This window comes from Streptomyces humi, assembly GCF_001005085.2.
In the GTDB taxonomy this organism is placed as follows: domain Bacteria; phylum Actinomycetota; class Actinomycetes; order Streptomycetales; family Streptomycetaceae; genus Streptomyces; species Streptomyces humi.
Window position 1 is genome coordinate 1 of sequence record NZ_LBMU02000095.1, and the last position, 18,523, is coordinate 18,523.

18 protein-coding genes and 1 pseudogene are annotated in these 18,523 nt (G+C 72.2%); 17 read left to right on the forward strand and 2 right to left on the reverse strand.

What is annotated here, in order from left to right; all coding sequences use genetic code 11:
• The 5 genes from AAW13_RS36710 to AAW13_RS36730 form a co-directional block, all read left to right on the forward strand.
• The coding region (locus AAW13_RS36710; RefSeq protein ID WP_143145069.1) for a PfkB family carbohydrate kinase at positions 1-278 on the forward strand (278 nt) is incomplete at its 5' end.
• Complete coding sequence (locus AAW13_RS36715; RefSeq protein WP_046732350.1) at positions 275-1,042, forward strand: IclR family transcriptional regulator; 768 nt, start codon at positions 275-277, stop codon at positions 1,040-1,042. The genes AAW13_RS36710 and AAW13_RS36715, both read left to right, overlap by 4 nt.
• Positions 1,039-1,449, forward strand: a complete 411-nt coding sequence (locus AAW13_RS36720; protein ID WP_046732349.1) for a RidA family protein — start codon at positions 1,039-1,041, stop codon at positions 1,447-1,449. The genes AAW13_RS36715 and AAW13_RS36720 overlap by 4 nt, the downstream gene beginning before the upstream one ends.
• A gap of 118 nt (positions 1,450-1,567) precedes the next feature.
• The gene (locus AAW13_RS36725; RefSeq protein WP_046732348.1) at positions 1,568-3,046 is read left to right on the forward strand and encodes a GntP family permease; all 1,479 of its coding nucleotides are present in this window, start codon (positions 1,568-1,570) and stop codon (positions 3,044-3,046) included.
• Between the two features lie 64 nt (positions 3,047-3,110).
• Positions 3,111-3,707 (forward strand): hypothetical protein, encoded by a 597-nt coding sequence (locus AAW13_RS36730; RefSeq protein ID WP_046732347.1) that lies wholly within the window; start codon positions 3,111-3,113, stop codon positions 3,705-3,707.
• Here the strand turns inward: AAW13_RS36730 and AAW13_RS36735 are convergent.
• A complete protein-coding gene (locus AAW13_RS36735; protein ID WP_046732346.1) occupies positions 3,704-5,059 on the reverse strand; it encodes a M14 family metallopeptidase in 1,356 nt (451 codons plus the stop codon). The genes AAW13_RS36730 and AAW13_RS36735 overlap by 4 nt on opposite strands.
• Before the next feature lie 276 nt (positions 5,060-5,335).
• On the opposite strand from AAW13_RS36735, the gene AAW13_RS36740 reads away from it, so the two are divergent.
• From AAW13_RS36740 to AAW13_RS36750, 3 genes are all read left to right on the forward strand, one after another.
• Positions 5,336-7,654, forward strand: a complete 2,319-nt coding sequence (locus AAW13_RS36740; RefSeq protein WP_046732345.1) for an ATP-binding protein — start codon at positions 5,336-5,338, stop codon at positions 7,652-7,654.
• Positions 7,655-7,669: 15 nt separating this feature from the next.
• Positions 7,670-8,590, forward strand: a complete 921-nt coding sequence (locus AAW13_RS36745) for an MEDS domain-containing protein (protein WP_046732344.1) — start codon at positions 7,670-7,672, stop codon at positions 8,588-8,590.
• Between the two features lie 104 nt (positions 8,591-8,694).
• On the forward strand, positions 8,695-9,177 hold the full coding sequence (locus AAW13_RS36750; RefSeq protein ID WP_240528843.1) for an ATP-binding protein: 483 nt from the start codon (positions 8,695-8,697) through the stop codon (positions 9,175-9,177).
• Between the two features lie 55 nt (positions 9,178-9,232).
• Here AAW13_RS36750 and AAW13_RS36755 read toward each other — a convergent pair whose 3' ends face one another.
• Positions 9,233-10,957 carry a glycosyl hydrolase family 18 protein gene (locus AAW13_RS36755; protein WP_046732343.1) on the reverse strand — a complete coding sequence of 575 codons (1,725 nt, stop codon included), beginning with the start codon at positions 10,955-10,957 and terminating at the stop codon, positions 9,233-9,235.
• Positions 10,958-11,148: 191 nt separating this feature from the next.
• On the opposite strand from AAW13_RS36755, the gene AAW13_RS36760 reads away from it, so the two are divergent.
• The 9 genes and pseudogenes from AAW13_RS36760 to AAW13_RS46485 all read left to right on the forward strand — a co-directional run.
• Positions 11,149-12,078: a hypothetical protein gene (locus AAW13_RS36760; RefSeq protein ID WP_206306342.1), complete on the forward strand. Its 930-nt coding sequence runs from the start codon at positions 11,149-11,151 to the stop codon at positions 12,076-12,078.
• Between the two features lie 92 nt (positions 12,079-12,170).
• A complete protein-coding gene (gene cpaB, locus AAW13_RS36765; protein ID WP_046732341.1) occupies positions 12,171-12,875 on the forward strand; it encodes a Flp pilus assembly protein CpaB in 705 nt (234 codons plus the stop codon).
• A 12-nt stretch (positions 12,876-12,887) separates the two neighbouring features.
• Positions 12,888-14,144: a CpaE/TadZ family protein gene (locus AAW13_RS36770; protein ID WP_046732340.1), complete on the forward strand. Its 1,257-nt coding sequence runs from the start codon at positions 12,888-12,890 to the stop codon at positions 14,142-14,144.
• A 215-nt stretch (positions 14,145-14,359) separates the two neighbouring features.
• Positions 14,360-14,689: a hypothetical protein gene (locus AAW13_RS36775; RefSeq protein ID WP_046732339.1), complete on the forward strand. Its 330-nt coding sequence runs from the start codon at positions 14,360-14,362 to the stop codon at positions 14,687-14,689.
• Between the two features lies 1 nt (position 14,690).
• Positions 14,691-15,035 carry a TadE/TadG family type IV pilus assembly protein gene (locus AAW13_RS36780; RefSeq protein WP_046732338.1) on the forward strand — a complete coding sequence of 115 codons (345 nt, stop codon included), beginning with the start codon at positions 14,691-14,693 and terminating at the stop codon, positions 15,033-15,035.
• 18 nt (positions 15,036-15,053) lie between these two features.
• Positions 15,054-16,391: a TadA family conjugal transfer-associated ATPase gene (locus AAW13_RS36785; protein ID WP_046732337.1), complete on the forward strand. Its 1,338-nt coding sequence runs from the start codon at positions 15,054-15,056 to the stop codon at positions 16,389-16,391.
• A 2-nt stretch (positions 16,392-16,393) separates the two neighbouring features.
• Entirely contained in the window at positions 16,394-17,338 is a 945-nt protein-coding gene (locus AAW13_RS36790) for a type II secretion system F family protein (protein ID WP_046732336.1), read from the forward strand.
• A 12-nt stretch (positions 17,339-17,350) separates the two neighbouring features.
• On the forward strand, positions 17,351-18,238 hold the full coding sequence (locus AAW13_RS36795; protein WP_046732362.1) for a DUF5936 domain-containing protein: 888 nt from the start codon (positions 17,351-17,353) through the stop codon (positions 18,236-18,238).
• Positions 18,239-18,244: 6 nt separating this feature from the next.
• A pseudogene (locus tag AAW13_RS46485) lies at positions 18,245-18,523 on the forward strand (hypothetical protein); the annotation flags it as partial.

Here is an 18,523-nt window from a genome sequence, read left to right on the forward strand (position 1 = left end):
CCGCCGTGGACGTCGTGGCGACCGTCGGGGCCGGTGACGCGTTCGCCGCCGGTTTCCTCTCCGGTGTCCTGCGCGGACTGCCGGTCAGGCAGACGCTCCGGCTCGGTCACCTCTTCGCCGCCGCCACCCTCACCAGCCCCGCCGACCTCGCCCCGCCGCCCGCCCGCGACACCACCGACCGCCTGACCGCCCTCGACGGCACCGCGTGGGAGAGACTTCGACTCGGCCCCGGCTGGACGCAAGCCGAAGCGGCCGATGAGGAGGTACGCACCCCATGAGCCAGACCGTCGACCGAGCGCTCAGCATCCTGCCCCTGCTCGCGGAGGGCCCCGCCGACCTCGGCCGGGTCGCCGACCGCCTCGGCGTGCACAAGTCGACCGCGCTGCGGCTGCTGCGCACCCTCCACGAACACGGCCTGGTCTACCGCCAGTCCGACCAGCGCTACCGCCTCGGCGCCCGCCTCTTCGCGCTCGCCCAGGAGGCCATGGAGAACCTCGACGTCCGCGAGATCGCCCACCCCCACCTGGCCCGCCTCAACGCGGCCTGCGGACACACCGTGCACCTCGCGGTGTTCGAGGAGGGCGAGGTCCTCTACATCGACAAGGTCGAGAGCCGCTACCCGGTCCGCATGTACTCACGGATCGGCAAGCCCGTCGCCATCACCGTCGCCGCCGTCGCCAAACTGCTCCTCGCCGACCTGCCCGAACCCGAGCGACGGGCCCTCGCCGACAAGCTCGACTACCCGATGTACACGGCCCGTTCGACACCGAACGCGGAGGCGTTCCGCAGGGAACTGGCCAAGGTGCGCGAACAGGGCTGGGCCACCGACCTCGGCGGCCACGAGGAGTCCATCAACTGCGTGGCCGCACCGATCCGCGGTGCCGACGGGCGCGTCGTCGCCGCGATGTCGGTCTCCGCCCCCAACGTCGTCGTCACCGCCGACGAACTCCTCACCCTGCTCCCGCAGGTGCGCCGCACGGCGGACGCGATCAGCGGCGAGTACTCAGGCAGAACCCCGATCACGGAAGCCGGTAACCGATGACCGAGAAGCTCGCGCTCACCCCGAAGACCCACACCACCCCGCCCGCGAAGTTCTCGCACGGCGTCCGCAAGGGCAACATCCTCCAGGTCGCCGGGCAGGTCGGATTCCTGCCCGCCGAGGAGGGCAGGCCCCCGACCCCGGCCGGCCCCGCCCTGCGCGAGCAGACCCTCCAGACCCTCGCCAACGTCAAGGCGATCCTGGAGGAGGGCGGCGCCTCCTGGGACGACGTGATGATGATCCGCGTCTATCTGACGGACGTGGACCACTTCGCCGAGATGAACGAGATCTACAACACCTACTTCGAGGAGCAGGCGCTCACCGCCCCGCCCGCCGCCCGCACGACCGTCTACGTCGGCCTCCCCGCGGGTCTGCTCATCGAGATCGACGCCCTCGCCGTCCTCGGCTGACACACCGTCACTTTTTGCACACCGTACGTCCGTCACGGCACGGCACCCGCCCCGGGCGCCGTGCCGCGATCTCCCCTGCCCGAAAGCGCGATGCACTTACGCAGAAGAGGACCCCCGCATGTCCCTACCGCTCGCCGCGTCCACCACCCCCGCGACCCCACCCCACACCGGAGGCCTGCTCCTCGTCCTCGACGGCACCGCCGGTCTCCTCACCGTCGCCGCCGTCGGCATAGCCCTGCTGCTTTTCCTGATCATCAAGGCCCGGCTCCAGCCCTTCGTGGCCCTGCTCGCCGTGTCCATAGCCGTCGGCCTGCTGGCCGGGCTCTCGGTCACCGAACTCTTCGGCACCGTGCAGCGCTCCGACGCCGTCTCCACCGTCGAGTCCGGGATGGGCGGCATCCTCGGCCACGTCGCGATCATCATCGGCCTCGGCACCATGCTCGGCGCGATCCTCGAAGTCAGCGGCGGGGCCGAGGTGTTGGCCGGCCGCCTCCTGAACCTCTTCGGTGAGAAGCGGGCCCCGCTGGCCATGGGCCTGACGGGTCTCGTCTTCGGCATCCCGGTCTTCTTCGACGTCGGCATCTTCGTGCTCGCGCCCCTCGTCTACGCGGCCGCCAAGCGCGGGGGCAAGTCGATCCTCCTCTACTGCCTCCCGCTCCTCGCCGGTCTCTCCATGACCCACGCCTTCCTGCCGCCGCACCCGGGCCCGGTGGCCGCCGCCGCGCTGCTGCACGTCCAGCTCGGCTGGGTCATCCTCATGGGCATCGTCTGCGGCGTCCCGGCGGTGCTGGCCGCGTGGGCGTTCTCGGCGTGGATCGGCAGGCGGATCTTCGTCGCCGTACCGCAGGACATGGTCGAGGCGGCCGACGAGGCCAGGCAGGCGCTGCTGGCGGAACAGCGGGCGGCCGGGGTGGAGCCGCAGGAGAAGCCGGTCCCGCTGGGCACGGTGCTCGCCATCATCGGCACCCCGCTCGTGCTCATCCTCGCCGCGACCTTCTCCTCCATCGCCCTGGACCCCTCCACCGGCCGCTCGGTGCTGGAGTTCTTCGGCACGCCGATGGTCGCCCTCACCATCGCGCTGGTCCTCGCCTACTACCTGCTCGGCATCCGGCGCGGCTGGTCCCGCAAGTCCCTGGAGACCGTCTCCACCGCGTCCCTCAAGCCGGTCGGCAACATCCTGCTGGTGGTCGGCGCGGGCGGGATCTTCGGCGCCGTGCTGAAGGCCAGCGGGGTCGCCCAGGCCCTCTCCGACACCTTCAACGGCGTGGGCCTGCCGGTGATCGTCCTCTCCTACCTGATCTCCGTGGTGCTGCGGGTCGCGCAGGGCTCGGCGACGGTGGCGATCGTGACGACGGCCGGCATCGTGGCCCCGCTGCTGACCGAGGGCGACCACTCCCAGCCCTTCGTCGCCCTGGTCATCATGGCCGTCTCGGCCGGGTCGATCTTCGCCTCGCACGTCAACGACGGCGGGTTCTGGATGGTGTCGAAGTACTTCGGCATCACCGAACGCGACACCCTGAAGACCTGGACCGTGCTGGAGACGGTGCTGTCGGTGGCCGGCTTCGCGATGGCCGCCGTGCTCAGCCTCTTCGTGTAGGTGTCTGATAACGAAGTTGGGGTGGGCTGTGTCCGGCACAGGTTCTTCGACCATACTGCCCGCTGTGGAGCAGCGCATAGGAGCCAACAGCCAGCCCCTGGAGGGCGCCGGATTCGACCCGGCCTTCGTCCCCGGGCTCACCTCACCCGCGCCCGCCGAGCCGCAGGACGCGGAACCGCGGGACGCGGGGCCGGCGGACGCCGAGGTGAAGGCCGCCGAGGCGGAGGCCGTGGAGGCGGCGGACGACGAGGTGGAAGAGGCCGACGCCGTCGAGCCGAAGGCCGAGGACGCGGCGGACGACGAGGAGGAGCCCGCCGAAGGGCCCGTCTTCGAGGCCGCCGACCGCCGCGCGAGGATAGTGGCGGACGCCACCGGTGTGCGCCTCTCCCTCGACGAGGAGAAGTGCGAGTTCCGCTGGGACGAGATCGGCGCGGTCGAGACCGAGACGCCGCGCTTCGGCAAGCGGTTCACGATCACCGTGCACACCCCGGACCGCCGCTGGTACCCGATCGAGATCGAGGCGACGGCCCGGTCCCGCTTCACGGAGTGGGAAGAGCAGCTGGACGCGGTCCTGGACGCGTACTTCGACGAAGGCGCCGACGCGTCCGACGCCGACATCGACGCCGACGCGGACACCGGCGCCGAGGAGTCGCGCGCCTAACCGCAGTACTGGGCCTCCTTCCCGATCGCCCGGTACACGCAGTCCGCGTTCTCCAGCAACTGGAACACCGCGTCCCGGTTCCGGGCGGTCTCCCGCTCGATCACCTCGTCGGGCGGGTAGAACCCACCCCCGGAACTGGACGTCGGATACATCTCGAAGGTGTAGTCGAAGATCTTCTGCGTGCCCCACAGGTAGTCGTCGATCGACCCGTCGGTGATGTACAGGTCACTGGACTGCTCCGGCGTGTAGCCGTTGCTCGCGGCCATCTTCTGCCCCAGCGCCTTGAACGCGGCGGCGTCGTCCGCGGTCATTCCCGTCGCCGTGTCGGCCGTCGTGTACCCGAACGGCCACAGCACCAGCTCGCTGTACGTGTGGAAGTCGATCCCGGCCTTGATCTGCTGCTTCCCGCCGACGACCCGGCTGCGCACGAAGTCGGCGACCACCTTCACCTCGGGCGCCGACTCGGCGGCCGCGCCCCGGTAGGTCTCCGAGGACGTCGATCCCGAGGAGCCGCCGCAGCAGCCCCACTTGTAGTTCCAGTTCCGGTTCAGGTCCGTACCGACGTACGAGGAGCCGGAGTTGGGCTGCCGGTTCTTGCGCCAGGACCGGTACGACCCGGTGGCGATGTCGTACTCGCCGCCGTCCGGGTTGAGGTCGGGCACGATCCAGATCTCGCGGCTGTTGACGATGTTCGTGACCCGGGAGTCGGTGCCGTACCCGGCGCCCAGCTCCCGCAGCAGGTACAGCGCCATCTCCACCGTGAGGTGCTCGCGCGCGTGCTGGTGGAAGGTGAGGAGGACCTCGGGTTCGTTCTCGTCCGTCGCCACGTTGTCGCTGACCTTGATGGCGACGATGTCCCGGCCCTGGTACGACTTGCCGATCACCTGCTTGCTCATGATGCCCGGGTAGGCGGCGAGCCGCTGGTCGATCTCGGCGTTCGCCTCGGCGTAGTTGTGGTACTTCGAGTCGGCGGTCGGGAAGTCGAACAGCCGGAGCTGATCGGCGGGGGTCGACCGGTCCGGGGCGGCGCCGAGCGGGGTGACCTCGTAGCCGAGCCGCTTCAGTGCGGAGATCTGCGCGGCCCGGCCGGAGACGACCACCGTCTCCTCGTCCGCCTCGTCCACGGTGACGCCGGTCCGCTGGATGGCCGCGCGGGTCACGGGGGTGGTGCTCTGGTGGATCTCGTACTGCCGGACCTCGTCGGCCGAGGGTGCCGGCGGTCGCGTGCCGTCGGCGGTCGCCTGCGTGGCGGTCGCGGTCACGGGGGCCGCGAGGGCGAGGGCCAGCAGGGCGCCGAGTGCGGCGCTCCGTCTGCCGCCGCGGGCGCCGGAGGCGCGGGTGCGAAGTCGCATGAAGTCTCCTGAGGGGGAGGTGGGGGTGGTCCAGTGCGACGTACCTGTGGAACGGCTGTGCGGTGCCGCTCATCGTCTGCGAATGGCATGGACAGGTCAAGACGGTAAAATCAGCCGCTCACGTCAACTCCCTTCGGGCGGCCGCGCAGTGTACGCCCGCCCACACTCTCGCAAGCGACCCCCGCCGAAGTGCACTCTCCCGCGTGACCTTCGTGTGCGTTCACCCGGTCCGCCGGGGGAACGTGGGCGAACGGCCAACAGGAGGGCTCGCTGATCATGGGCGGATCGGCGCCGCGCGGGGGCTGCCATCTGCCGGTCGAGACGACCAGTTTCGTCGACCGGAGGGACGAACAGGCCGCGGGCCGTGAGCTGCTGGCCAAGGCCCGGCTCGTCACGCTCACCGGCCCCGGCGGCGTCGGCAAGTCCCGGCTCGCCGCCCACATCGCGGCCCGGGTCGCCCGCGCCTTCCCCGACGGCGTCCGCTACGTCGCTCTCGCCGGCCTGCGCGACCCGGAACTCGTCCCGCTCGCCGCGGCCGACGCCCTCGGGCTGCACGACCACTCCGCCCGGCCGCCCCTGGACGCGCTGGTGACCCGGCTGCGCGACCGCCGGCTGCTGCTCGTCGTCGACAACTGCGAGCACCTGCTGGCCGCCTCCGCCGGTCTCGCCGCCGCCCTGCTGCACGGCACCACCGGGGTCCGGGTCCTCGCCACCAGCCGGCACCGCCTCGGTCTCACCGAGGAACACCTCCTGGAGGTACGGCCGCTGCCGGTCCCCGACCCGGACGGCGACCTGTGCGCCGCCGGGTCCCAGGCCGCCCTCGCCCTCTTCGCCGACCGCGCGGCCGCCGTACTCCCGGGCTTCCGGCTCACCCCCGCCAACCGGGCCGCCGTGGCCCGGCTGTGCCGCCGCCTCGACGGGCTGCCCCTCGCCATCGAACTCGCCGCCGTCCGGATGCGCGTCCTCGGCCTCGACCAGCTCCTCGCCCGCCTCGACGACCGCTTCCGCCTCCTCACCACCGGCAGCCCCGCGGCCCTGCCCCGCCACCAGACGCTGCGCGCGGCCGTCGACTGGAGCCACGACCTGTGCGGCGGGCCCGAGCGGCTGGCGTGGGCCCGGCTGTCGGTGCTGCCCGGCAGCTTCGACCTGGAGACCGCCGAGGCCGTCTGCCACGAACTGCACGCCCAGGACGTCCTCGAAGCCGTCGCCGGGCTCGTCGAGCAGTCCGTCCTCGTCCGGGAGGACGCCCCCGACGGCGCCGGCACCCGGTACCGGCTTCTCGACACCCTCCGCCAGTACGGTCTCGACCGGCTCCGGGAGCGGTCCGGTGCGGAGGCCGCCGCACGGCGCCGGCACCGCGATCACGTCCAGCGGCGGGCGTCCGCCCACGAGGCGGCCTGGTTCGGGCCCGGGCAGCGGGAGACCGTCGCCCGGCTGAGGGCCGACCAGGACAACCTCCGTGCCGCCCTCGACTTCTGCCTCACCACGCCCGGCGAGGCCCGCGCCGGGCTGCGGCTCGCGGGCACCCTCTGGTTCTACTGGCACGCCTGCGGCGCCCCGCGCGAGGGCCGCCACTGGCTCGACCGCGCCCTCGACGCCGACCCCGAGCCGACCCCCGAACGCGCCCGCGCCCTCTGGGTCTCCGCCCTGCTCGCCGGCAGCCCCGAGGACCTCACGCGGGGCCTGCGCCGGGCCCGCGAGGCCCGTGCCCTCGCCGAGCGGCTCGGCGACCCTGCGGAGGCCGCCCACGCCGACTACGTGATCGGTGTCGTCCAGCTGTTCGCCGACGAGCTGACCGCCGCCCGCGTCCACTACGAGACCACCGTCGCCCGTGGCCCGGTACCCGGCCAGCACCTCAGCCTGCACGGCCTCGACCTGGTCGAACTCGCCTGCGTGCACGCCCTCCTGGGCCGGGCGGAGCGGGCCGTCGCCGTCTGCGGACGGGCCCTGCGGCTGTGCGAGGCGCACGGCGAGGACTGGGTCCGCTCCTACGTGCTGCGCGTCCTCGCCCTCGCCCACGCCGTCCGCGCCGACTGGCGGCGGGCCGAACCGCACGCCCGCGAGGCGCTGCGCCGCAAGCTCGACGTCCATGACGTGATCGGCATCGGGCTCACCCTGGACCTGCTGGCGAGGATCGCCGACGGCCTGGGCGCAGCCGAGCGCACCGCCGTACTCCTCGGGGGCGCCGACCGGGTCTGGTCCGACATCGATCCGGACCGCTGGGGCTCCGCCGCCCTCGACTCGGCCCGCCGGGCCTGCGAGACCCACGCCCGTGCGGCCCTGGGGGAGGACGGGTACCAGCGGGCCCACGGCCGGGGCGGAGCGCTCGGGCTCGCGGAGATCGTGGCGTACGCGCTCGACGGACGGCCACGGCCGTCCGGGGCGGAGCCGGCGCCCGGGACCGCTCCGGTCCGGCTCACCCGACGTGAGACCGAGGTCGCCGAACTCGTCGCCGAAGGGCTCGGCAACCAGCAGATCGCCGACCGCCTGGTGATCGCCCGCCGTACCGCCGAGGGCCATGTGGAACGCATCCTCGGCAAGCTCGGCTTCCGCAACCGCAGCCAGATCGCCGCCTGGGTGACCGCCCGGCGCTGACGCACAGGAGACCCGATGAGCAGCAGTACGAGCGCCCGCCCCGCCGTGGCCCGGGAGCGGTTCGACCACCGGATGGCCGTGTTCGGCTCGGCCGACGCGTTCGTCGCCGCCGCCCTGCCCTTCCTCGCCGAGGGCCTCGCCGCCCCGGACGAGCCGCCGCCGGTCGCCATCGCGGCCCCCGGCAACCTGGCCGCCCTGCGCGACGCGCTCGGCACCGACGCCAAGGACATCGGCTTCGTCGACCACACCGACTGGTACACGGGCACGGCCGCCAACGCCGTGGCCCAGGGCGCCGGTTTCCTCGCGGCCAACGCCGGGCCCGGCGGCCGTATCCACCTGCTCATGGAGCCCGACTGGGCGGGGCGCGCGGGCCGTTCGGCACGGGAGAGCACCGAGTGGATCCGTTACGAGTCCCTCGCCAACCTGCTGTTCGCGCCCTTCGCCACCACGGCCCTGTGCGCGTACGACACCCGGACGGCCGGCCCGGTGGTGGTCGACGCGGCCCGCCGTGCCCACCCGCGCACCGGGGTGTACGAGCAACCGCCGGTGCTGGTGCGGGAGCTGGACGCGGTGCCGCTGCCGCCGGCGCCGCGGTCGGCCGTCCCGCTCACGGACCCGGCGGCGGTGCGCGACTGGGCGGCCGGGCGCGGACTGGCGGCCGCGGAGGCGGAGTTGTTCACCCGGGCGGTGACGGAGGCGGCGGAGGCGCACGGACCCGTCATCGAGTTCCTGGTCTGGGGCGAGGCGCCGGGCTGTGTCTGCGAGCTGCGCCTGTGCCGGGCCGTGGCGGACCCGCTGGCCGGCTTCGTGCCACCGGCGGGCGGGGACCTGGCACCCGGCCAGGGACTGTGGTTCACCCGCCAGGTGTGCGCCTATGTCGACGTCCGGGACGGGGTGCCGGGGGACGGCGGGCGGATCCGTGTCCAGTACGCCTGAGCGAGCCGCCGTACGCACGTGCCCCCGGAGGTCCGCGGGCACAGGTACCTGATCAGGTATTCCTCCCCCTGCGCGGGCAGCCGGGCACCGGCACGCTGGGAGGCATGCTGCAACCCTTCGGGGGCCGGCTCCCGGACACCGGTCCCCAGTACGCCGCGTACCCGCAGCCACCGACCCGGGCCGGTCATCTGCGCGTCGAGTACGAACCGCGTCCCACGGCGGCGGGCGACGCCCGGGCGGCGGTACGGCGGCAGCTGGAGGAGTGGGGGCTGGAGGAGCAGGACGACGTGGCGTACGTGTGCGAGCTGCTGGCCGGCGAGCTGGCGGCGAACGCGCTGTGCCACGCGGCGAGCCGGTTCCGGCTCACCCTGTCGGCCTCGCACGGCCTGCTGCGCTGCGAGGTCGCCGACGAGGACCGCCGCCCGCCGCGGGTGCTGGACGCGGGGCTCGCGGAGGGCGGCAGAGGGATGTACCTGGTGGATGCGCTTGCCCGGCGCTGGGGCTGCCACCAGGACGGGCCGGGCAAGACCGTGTGGTTCGAGCTCGGCACCTGCGGGTGCGACGGCTGCGGTCGGCGGCAGCCGTAGCACCCCACAGCCCGGGTCCCGGCGGCCGGCCCGGCCGCCGGGACCCACCCACGGATCACGGCAGGGCGTGCACGTGGGCCCCCACCGACGACGACCAGGCGTTCCCGGAGGACGCGTCCCAGTTGGTCGACCAGGTCATCGCGCCCCGCAGCCCCGGGTACGTGGTGGACGGCTTGAAGGAGCCGCAGTTGGTGCCCTTGGCGAGACAGTCCAGCGCGTTGTTCACCACGGTCGGCGACACGTAGCCGCTGCCCGCCGCACTGGCCGAGGCCGGCAGGCCGAGGCCCACCTGGGACGGCGCGAGTCCGCCCTGCAACTGGATGCAGGCCAGCGCGGTGAGGAAGTCCACCGAGCCCTGGCTGTACACCTTGCCGTCGCAGCCCAGCATCGAACCGCTGTTGTAGTACTGCATGTTGACGACCGTGAGGATGTCCTTGATGTTCAGGGCCGTCTGGAAGTACGAGTTGGACGTCGACTGCATGTCGATGGTCTGCGGAGCCATGGTGATGATCAGCGAGGAGCCCGCCTTCGTCGACAGCGCGCGCAGCGCCTGGCTCATGTAGGTGGCGTTGAGCCCGTTCTCCAGGTCGATGTCGACGCCGTCGAAGCCGTACGTCTGCATCAGCGAATAGACGGAGTTGGCGAAGTTGGTGGCGGACGCCGAGTCGCTCACCGAGACCGTGCCGTTCTGGCCGCCGATCGAGATGATCACCTTCTTGCCGGCCGCCTGCTTGGCCTTGATGTCCGCCTTGAACTGGTCGACGGTGTAGCCGCCGAGTCCGGCCGAGTCGAGGCTGAAGCTCACCGCGCCGGGTGTGCCGGTAGCGTCCGCGAAGGCGACGGCGATGATGTCGTACGAGGACGGCACGTCGGAGATCTTCTGGACGGTGGCGCCGTTGTTGAAGTTCTGCCAGTAGCCCGTCACCGCGTGCTTGGGCAGGGTGTCGCCGCCCCCCGTGCCGGTCGCGGTGGTCGTCGCCGTCACCGCGGACGACCTGGCCGACTCGCCCGCCGAGTTGGTGGCGGTGACCTGGAACGAGTACGACGTCGAGGCCGCGAGCCCGGAGACGGTGGCCGAGGCGCCGCTGACCGCCGAGACCTTGGTGCCGTTCTGGTAGACGTTGTAGCCGGTCGCGCCCGAGACCGCGGTCCAGGACAGGGACGCCGAGGACGACGTCGTACCGGAGACCGCGAGCCCCGTGGGGGTGGCCGGGACCGTCGGGGCCGGGTCGCCGCCACCGCCGCCGTCGGGGCCGTAGACCGAGACGTCGTCGGCGTAGTAGGCGGCCTGGCCGTACCAGCCGTGCGTCCAGACCGTCACCGAGGTGGTCGAGGCGCCGGTGGTGAAGGTCGTGGACAGCTGCGTCCAGGTCGTGTTCGGGGTCCAGGTCGACACGTCCGTGGTGCCGGTGCCGGTCACCCCGAGGTAGGTGTAGGAGCCCTGCACCCATGCGCTCAGCGTGTACGTCGAGTTGGCCTTCACCGCCACCGTCTGGCTGCACTGGGCGTAGTCCTGTCCGGCCGGGGTCGCCTTCAGCGCGGCGGCGCCCGTGTGGACGGGGGAGGAGACGGTCGTACCGCTGCCCGCGGAACAGGTCCAGTTGGACAGGGCCGACTCGAAGCCGGCGTTCTTCACGTTGTTCACGTCGGCCGCGGAGGCCGGGGCGGAGGCCAGACCGGCCATCGCGAGGGCCGTGGCGAGGGTGGCCACGGCCGACCAGGTGCGGATGCGTCGCCGTCCGGTGTACCGGGACGCCAGTCGGGGGATGAGTCTGGGCATGACAATCAAGGTGGTCCAGACCAATTCGACTGTCAATAGGTCCAGACCAAATTCGCGTCGCCTCAGGCCTCGGTCATATGCTCAACCTGTCCCGATTTGGCGCTGGTTGTGCGGTCACAGATCCCAGACGGCTGCACAAACGCTGTTCTCCGGCCACAGACGCGTGGTTACAGTGCTGAGGTAGTCACGCAATGAAGTCGTCCCGGCTCTCTGGAGTGACACCGGTGGGCCGTCGGGGTGTGAAGAGCGGGGAGCTGCGCGTGCCAACTGCCATTGCCGTGACCAGCGCCGACATGGCGCTGCCGGTGCAGGACGAGCGGACCATGCCCGCGGTCGTGCTCCGGGACCTCGACAAGCGCCCGCTCGAACAGACCCTCGCCGAGTTCGTCGCCCTCATCGAGCAGCACGGACACGTGATCGTCGTGTACTCCGGGGCCGTACCGGACGCCGTGACCCGGCGCCTGCACACCCTCCGCTCCCTCCTGGAGAGCGACCGGATCGCACTGTTCCGCCCCGAACTGCCGCCCCTCGGCATCGCCGTGCTGGCCCGGCAGCTGCGGCAGCTCGCCACCTGCGACCTCAGCCCCGGCGTGCTCGCCTCGGCCGGCCGGCTGCTCACCCACTACATCCACTCCGGTGCCGTCCTCGGCTCGGTCGCGAAGCTGGACCGGGTCCCGGTCACCCTCAAGGCGCACGCCAAGTCCTGGATGCCCGGCACCCAGTTCGGGGTCGTCGCGCACCCCGAGCCACAGCTGGTCCGGATCGGCCCGGACGCCGTCCTCGGCGGCCCCGAGTTCAGCACCTGGATGCTGGTCGCCAAGGGCCAGTTGCAGTCGGACTGGGTCGGCGGGCTCGCCAAGGCCTGGGGCGCGCACGGCCTGCGCGAGACCCCGCTGCCCGCCGAGTCGTCCGAGTGGTGGGGGACCGGCCGGCTGATCGAGTTCACCAGCTACCTCTCCGACCTCTCGGTCCTCTACCAACTGGTCACCTCCGTACGGCGGACCAGCTGTCACTGGTGCGGCATCGACGTCATCGGCGACCGCTGCGTCTTCTGCTCGGCCACCCCGCCCGTCTACGACCCGCCCGCGCCCCGTGCCCTGGAACAGCGCACGCCCGCCTGACGGCCGGGGCGGCGGCCGCCCCGGACGAACCCGCACCACCCACCGCACGGTTCCCCCACATCCTCCGCTTCCCCGATGAGGTCGCACGGTCCATGAACTCCCGTCAGCGCCGCGGCGTGATACTCCTGATCCTGTCGGTGATCTGCGCGTTCGGCGCGTTCGCCGGCGTGCTCTCCGTCATCGACGACGTGAAGTCGAAGGTCGGCCCCGAGGTCACCGCGTACGAACTCAGGGCCGACGTGGCCCCGTACACGACGCTGAACCCGGGCCAGTTCAAGAAGATCTCGATGCCCAAGCGGTGGCTGTCCGCCAACGCGGTCACCAGCCTCGCCGGGATACAGGACAAGATCGCGGTCACCACGCTGAAGAAGGGCTCCCTGCTCCAGTCCGACATGGTCGTCGACCAGCCCGAACTCAAGGCGGGCGAACAGGAGGTCGCGATCATGATCGACGCGGCCACCGGCGTCGCCGGCAAGATCACCCCGGGATCGCTGGTCAACGTCTACGCCACCTTCCAGGGCAAGCAGCAGAGCGACCCCGACCAGTCGAAGATCATCGTGACCAACGCCCGGGTCCTGGACGTCGGCGAACTCACCTCGCTGGAACCCGACAACAACAAGAACCAGCAGCCCACCGACGCCGTCCCCATCACCTTCGCGCTGTCCACGCTCGACGCCCAGCGCCTCACCTACGCGGAGTCCTTCGCCCAGCGGGTCCGGCTCGCCCTGGTCGCCCCCGGCACCACGACCACCGTGCCGGACAAGGACCGTACGTACGAACTCGCGACGGACAAGTGAGAGGCGCCCCGCATGCCCATCAGGATCCTCCCCGCCGTCGGTGACCCGGACGCCGCCCGCTCCCTGGTCTCCCTGCTCAGCCAGCTCCCGGACGCCGAACCGCTCGCTCCTGTCGTGGACTCCACCCAACTCGTCGACCTGCTCGCCCGGTTCGCCGCCGAGTCGGTCGACGAACTCCCCGAGGTCGTCGTCGTCCACGAACGCGTCGGCCCGGTACCGGCGCTGGAACTGATCCGCGAGGTGGCCCTGCGCTTCCCGGCCGTCGGCGTCGTCCTCGTCACCACCGACACCAGCCCCGGCCTGTTCGCCGCGGCCATGGACTCCGGCGCCCGCGGCCTGGTCGGGCTGCCCCTCAGCTACGAGGAACTGGCCGGCCGCGTCCAGGCCGTCGCCCAGTGGTCCACGGGCGTACGACGGCACCTCGGCCACGGCGCCGACGTCCTCGCCGGCGTCGGCGGCACCGTCGTCACCGTCAGCGGCGCGAAGGGCGGCACCGGCGCGACCCTGGTCGCGGTCCAGATCGCCCTCGCCGCGCAGGCCTCCGGTCACGCCACCGCGCTCGTCGACCTCGACCTCCAGACCGGCGACGTCGCCTCCTACCTCGACGTCCAGTTCCGCCGCTCGGTCGCCGACCTGGCCGCGGTCAACGACATCTCCCCGCGGGTCATGGCCGAGGCCGTCTTCCGCCACGACTCCGGACTGGCGCTGCTGCTGGCTCCGGCCGAGGGCGAACGCGGCGAGGAGGTCACCGACCGCGCCGCCCGCCAGATCCTCAGCGCCCTGCGCTCCCGCTACGAGGTGGTGGTCGTCGACTGCGGCGCCCAGCTCGGCGGGGCGGGCGCGGCGGCCGTGGAGACGGCCGACCTGGCGCTGCTGGTCACCACGCCCGACGTGGTCGCCGTCCGCGCGGCGAAGCGGACGGTCCGGATGTGGGACCGGCTCCAGATCCGCAAGGCCGAGGAGACGACGGTGGTGGTGAACCGGTACACGAGGGCCACGGAGATCCAGCCGACGCTGATCCAGCGGATCACGGGGACGGCGGTGGCCGGCACACCGGTCCCCGCCAACTTCAAGGAACTCCAGGGCGCGGTGGACGCCGGCCGGCTGCACGAACTGGACTCCCGGAGCACGGTCAAGCAGGCCCTGTGGGCACTGGCGGGGGAGCTGGGGCTGGTGCGGACGGGGGAGGGGCGCCCGGCCCCCACGCGACGTGCCCGGGGCGGGGACCGGGCCGCGGTGGGCTTCAGACGACGGAAGGAACTCCCGTGAGGCGGGTGAGGGGGAGGGAGGCCGCGCGCCGGTGGCCGGGTGCGGCCCGGCGGGGGCCGATCGCGCAGTTCCCCGCGCCCCTTGGGCGCGCCGCAGTGAGGCGCCTCTTCGGAACGCCCCGTAGGGGCGCGGGGAACTGCGCGATCGGCCCCCACGCACCCGCACCCGGCCGACGACCGCGCGACCGCGGCCAGGTCTCCATCGAGCTCATCGGCATGACCCCGATCATCATCCTCACCCTCGTCCTGGTCTGGCAGGCCGTCCTCACCGGCTACGCCTTCACCCTCGCCGGGAACGCCGCCGACGAGGGCGTCCGGGCCGGCACCGCCGTCCCCCGGGGCGAACGCTTCGGCGTCTGCCGGACCGCCGCCCTGGAGGACCTCTCCAGCGCCTGGCGGGAGGGAGCGACAGTGGACCAGTGCGGCGGCACCGGCACGGTCACCGCGGACGTCTCCCTGCGCGTCCCGGTCCTCTTCCCCGGCACGATCGACTTCCCGGTCACCGTGCACGGCCACGCCGGCACGGTGGAGGAGGTGAAGCGCTGACATGCACCCTCGTCGGCAGTCCCGCGACCGCGGCCAAGTGGCCGTCGAGTACCTCGGTTTCGTCCCGATCCTCCTTCTCGTCGCCCTGGCCGGCATCCAGCTCGGCGCCGTCGCCTACGCCGCCGAACAGGCCGGGACGGCGGCCCGGGCGGGGGCCAGGGCCGCCTCGCTGGAAGAGGACGTCGGCGCGGCCTGCGCGTCCGCCGTGAGCAGCGGGATCGACGTGAGCTGCGCCTCCTCCGGCGGCGGCGACTCCGTCACCGTCACCGCCACGGTCCACATCCCGAAGATCGTCTGGGAGCTCGGCAACGCCACCAAGTCCGCCACGATGCCCGTCGACCACTGAACGAGGAGCACGGCAACCATGAGCCTGCGGGCACGCATCAACTCCCCCGAGGAGAACGGCAGCCGGGGCGAGGACGGCCACCTGGTCTCCTCGTACCGCGCCAAACTCCTGGAGGAGATCGACCTCGCGGAGATGAGCGCGCTGGCCGCCGCCGAGCGCCGGGCCCGTCTCGAACGGGTCCTCGGTCACATCATCAGCCGCGAGGGCCCGGTCCTCTCCACCGTGGAACGCTCCCAGCTGATCCGCCGCGTGGTCGACGAGGCACTGGGCCTCGGCATCCTGGAACCGCTCCTCGAAGACGCCTCGATCACCGAGATCATGGTGAACGGACCGGACGCGATCTTCGTCGAACGCGCGGGCCGGGTCGAGCAGTTGCCCCTGCGGTTCGTCTCGGCCGACCAGCTGATGCAGACCATCGAGCGGATCGTCTCCACGGTCAACCGCCGCGTCGACGAGTCGAACCCGATGGTCGACGCCCGCCTCCCGTCCGGCGAACGCGTCAACGTCATCATCCCGCCGCTCTCCCTGACCGGCCCCACCCTCACCATCCGCCGTTTCCCCCGCTCCTTCACCCTCCAGGAGCTGATCGGCTTCGGCTCGCTCGACGAGCACATGGTGTTCCTGCTGGCGGGCCTGGTGCAGGCGAAGTTCAACATCATCGTCTCGGGCGCCACCGGCACCGGGAAGACGACCCTGCTGAACGCCCTCTCGGGTCTCATCCCCGCCCACGAGCGCATCATCACCATCGAGGACTCCGCCGAACTCCAGCTCCAGCAGTCGCACGTGGTCCGGCTGGAGTCCCGTCCGGCGAACGTCGAGGGCAAGGGCCAGGTCACCATCCGCGACCTGGTCCGCAACTCGCTGCGGATGCGCCCCGACCGGATCGTGGTCGGTGAGGTCCGCGGCGGCGAGTCGCTCGACATGCTCCAGGCCATGTCCACCGGCCACGACGGCTCCCTCGCCACCGTCCACGCCAACAGCGCCGAGGACGCGCTCACGAGGTTGCAGACCCTGGCGTCGATGTCCGACGTCGAGGTCCCCTTCGTCGCCCTGCACGACCAGATCAACAGCGCGGTCGAGGTCATCGTCCAGCTCACCCGGTTCGCCGACGGCGCCCGCCGGATCACCGAGATCGCCGTGCTGGACAGCCACGGCAGCGAGCCGTACCGGATCGCCACGGTGGCCCGCTTCGACGCCCAGCCGATGACCCACGACGGCCGGGTGCACGGCGCCTTCCAGTACTTCCCGCTGCCGCGCCGCACCGCCGACCGCCTCTACATGGCGAGCCAGCCCGTCCCGCAGGCCTTCGGCGTGGCCCACCACCTCGACCAGCTGACCACCCGAGAAGCGAGGTAGCCATGCCTCTCCACGACCTCGTCGCCCTCACCACCGGAATCACGCTGCTGGCCTCTGTGCTGGCCGTGCTGGGCCTGCACAGCTACGCCTCCGGCCGGGCCCAGCGGGCCGCCCTGGTGGACCGCCTCTCCTACACCGGCCAGGGCCCGCTGTCCGGCCGCCGGCGCCGCTTCCGCAACCTCGACCGGCGGCTGCGCGGCACCTCGGCCGGCCGCCGCCTGGAACTGCGGCTGGCGGCGACGGGCCTGGACGTGACACCCGGCGAGTTCTTCGTCTACATGCTTGCGACCGTCGCCGCCCTCTGGCTCGTCGGTCAGGCGGCCCTCGCCCCGTTCTTCGGTCCGATCGCCGGCCTCGTCGGCGTCTTCGCCGCCGTCCAGTTCCTCAACTGGCAGCGGCAGAAACGCATCGAGCGGTTCATCGGCCAACTCCCCGAGCTGGCCCGCATCCTGGCCAACGCCACCCACGCGGGCCTCGCCCTGCGCACCGCCATCGGCATGGCGGCGGAGGAGCTGGAGGCCCCGGCGGGCGAGGAACTGGGCAAGGTGGCCGACCAGTTGGCTATCGGCCACTCCATGGACGACGCGCTGGGCGAACTCGCCGAACGCCTGCCGTCCCGCGAACTGGTCGTCCTGGTCACCACACTGGTCCTCTCCAACAGGGCGGGCGGCCAGGTGGTGTCGGCCCTGCGCAACCTCACCGAGACCCTGGAGGAACGCAAGGAGACCCGCCGCGAGATCCGGACCCAGCTCTCCCAGGTGACGATGACGTCGTACGCCGTCCCGGTCCTCGGCATCGGCGCCCTGTTCCTGATGAACGGCGTCAAGGACGGCACGCTGGACCGCATGACCGGCTCCCCGCTCGGCCAGGGGGCGGTCCTCGTCGCCTTCGGCCTGTACGCGGTCGGCTTCGTCCTCATCCGCCGCCTCAGCCGGATCGACGTGTAGGGGACCATGACGATGGCACTGCTCCTGGCCCTCCTGATGGCCCTCGGCGTCTACGGAGCCTTCGCGGGCATCCGGATGTACCGCGCGGACGCGAAACTCCCCGCCGACCTGGCGATCGCCCTGGAGGTCGGCGCCACCCGCACCGGCGCCGCCAACTCCCTCATCGACCGGATGGGCATGCGCTACGCGCCCGCGGTGCTCCGCCTGATGGGGCCGGCGCTGGTCGCCAGGTACCGCCGCAAGATCGACCTGGCCGGCAACCCCGGCGGCCTCACGATCGACCGCTACGCGGCCCGCCGGGCGGTCTACGGCGCCCTCGGCGCGACCGGTTTCCTGGTCTTCCTGCTCCGCGGCCAGTACCTGATAGCCCTGGTCCTGCTGCTCTTCGGCGCGTTCTGGACGGAGGTCGGCATCTGGTCGGCGATCCGCGTCCGCAAGGACGTCATCGAACGCACCCTGCCGGACTTCCTGGACGTCCTCGCGGTGGTCGTGGGCGCCGGCCTCGGCTTCCGCCAGGCACTGGACCGGGTCGCCACGCACTACGAGGGCCCGTGGGCTGACGAACTGCGCATCACGCTACGCCAGATGGACCTCGGCATGAGCCGCCGGCAGGCCTTCACCGAGCTCAGGAGGCGCAACGACTCCGAACAGGTCGCGATGTTCGTGACGGCGCTCCAGCAGGGCGAGGAACTGGGCGCGCCGATCGTCGACACCCTGGTGGCGCTGGCCAAGGACATGCGCCGGACGGACGCCCAGAACGCGCGCCGCAAGGCGGCCCGGGCGGTGCCGAAGGCCACGCTGATGATCACGACGTTCATGGTCCCGGCGACGATGCTCCTGCTCGCGACGGGCCTGCTGCTGGGCTCGGGGATCGACTTCGGGTCGGTCACGGGGAAGTAGACGGGGGTGACGACGACCGTGACGAGGAGAGAGGAAGACGAGCGGACCGAGCCGACGCGAGACACCGAGACCGAGACGGCCGTGGAGCGCGCGGCGGTCGGCGTGCGCGAGGGGGCCCACGGGGGTGAGGCGGCGCCGGGGCGCGAGGGGGCCGACGGGGGTGAGGGGGCTCGGGGGCGCGCGGGTGCCGATGGGGGTGAAGCAGCCGACGGGCGTGAGAGGGCCGGTCGGGGTGAGGGGGTCGAGATCCGGGCGCTTCAGGCCATGTGCCGTCAGGTCTTCGGC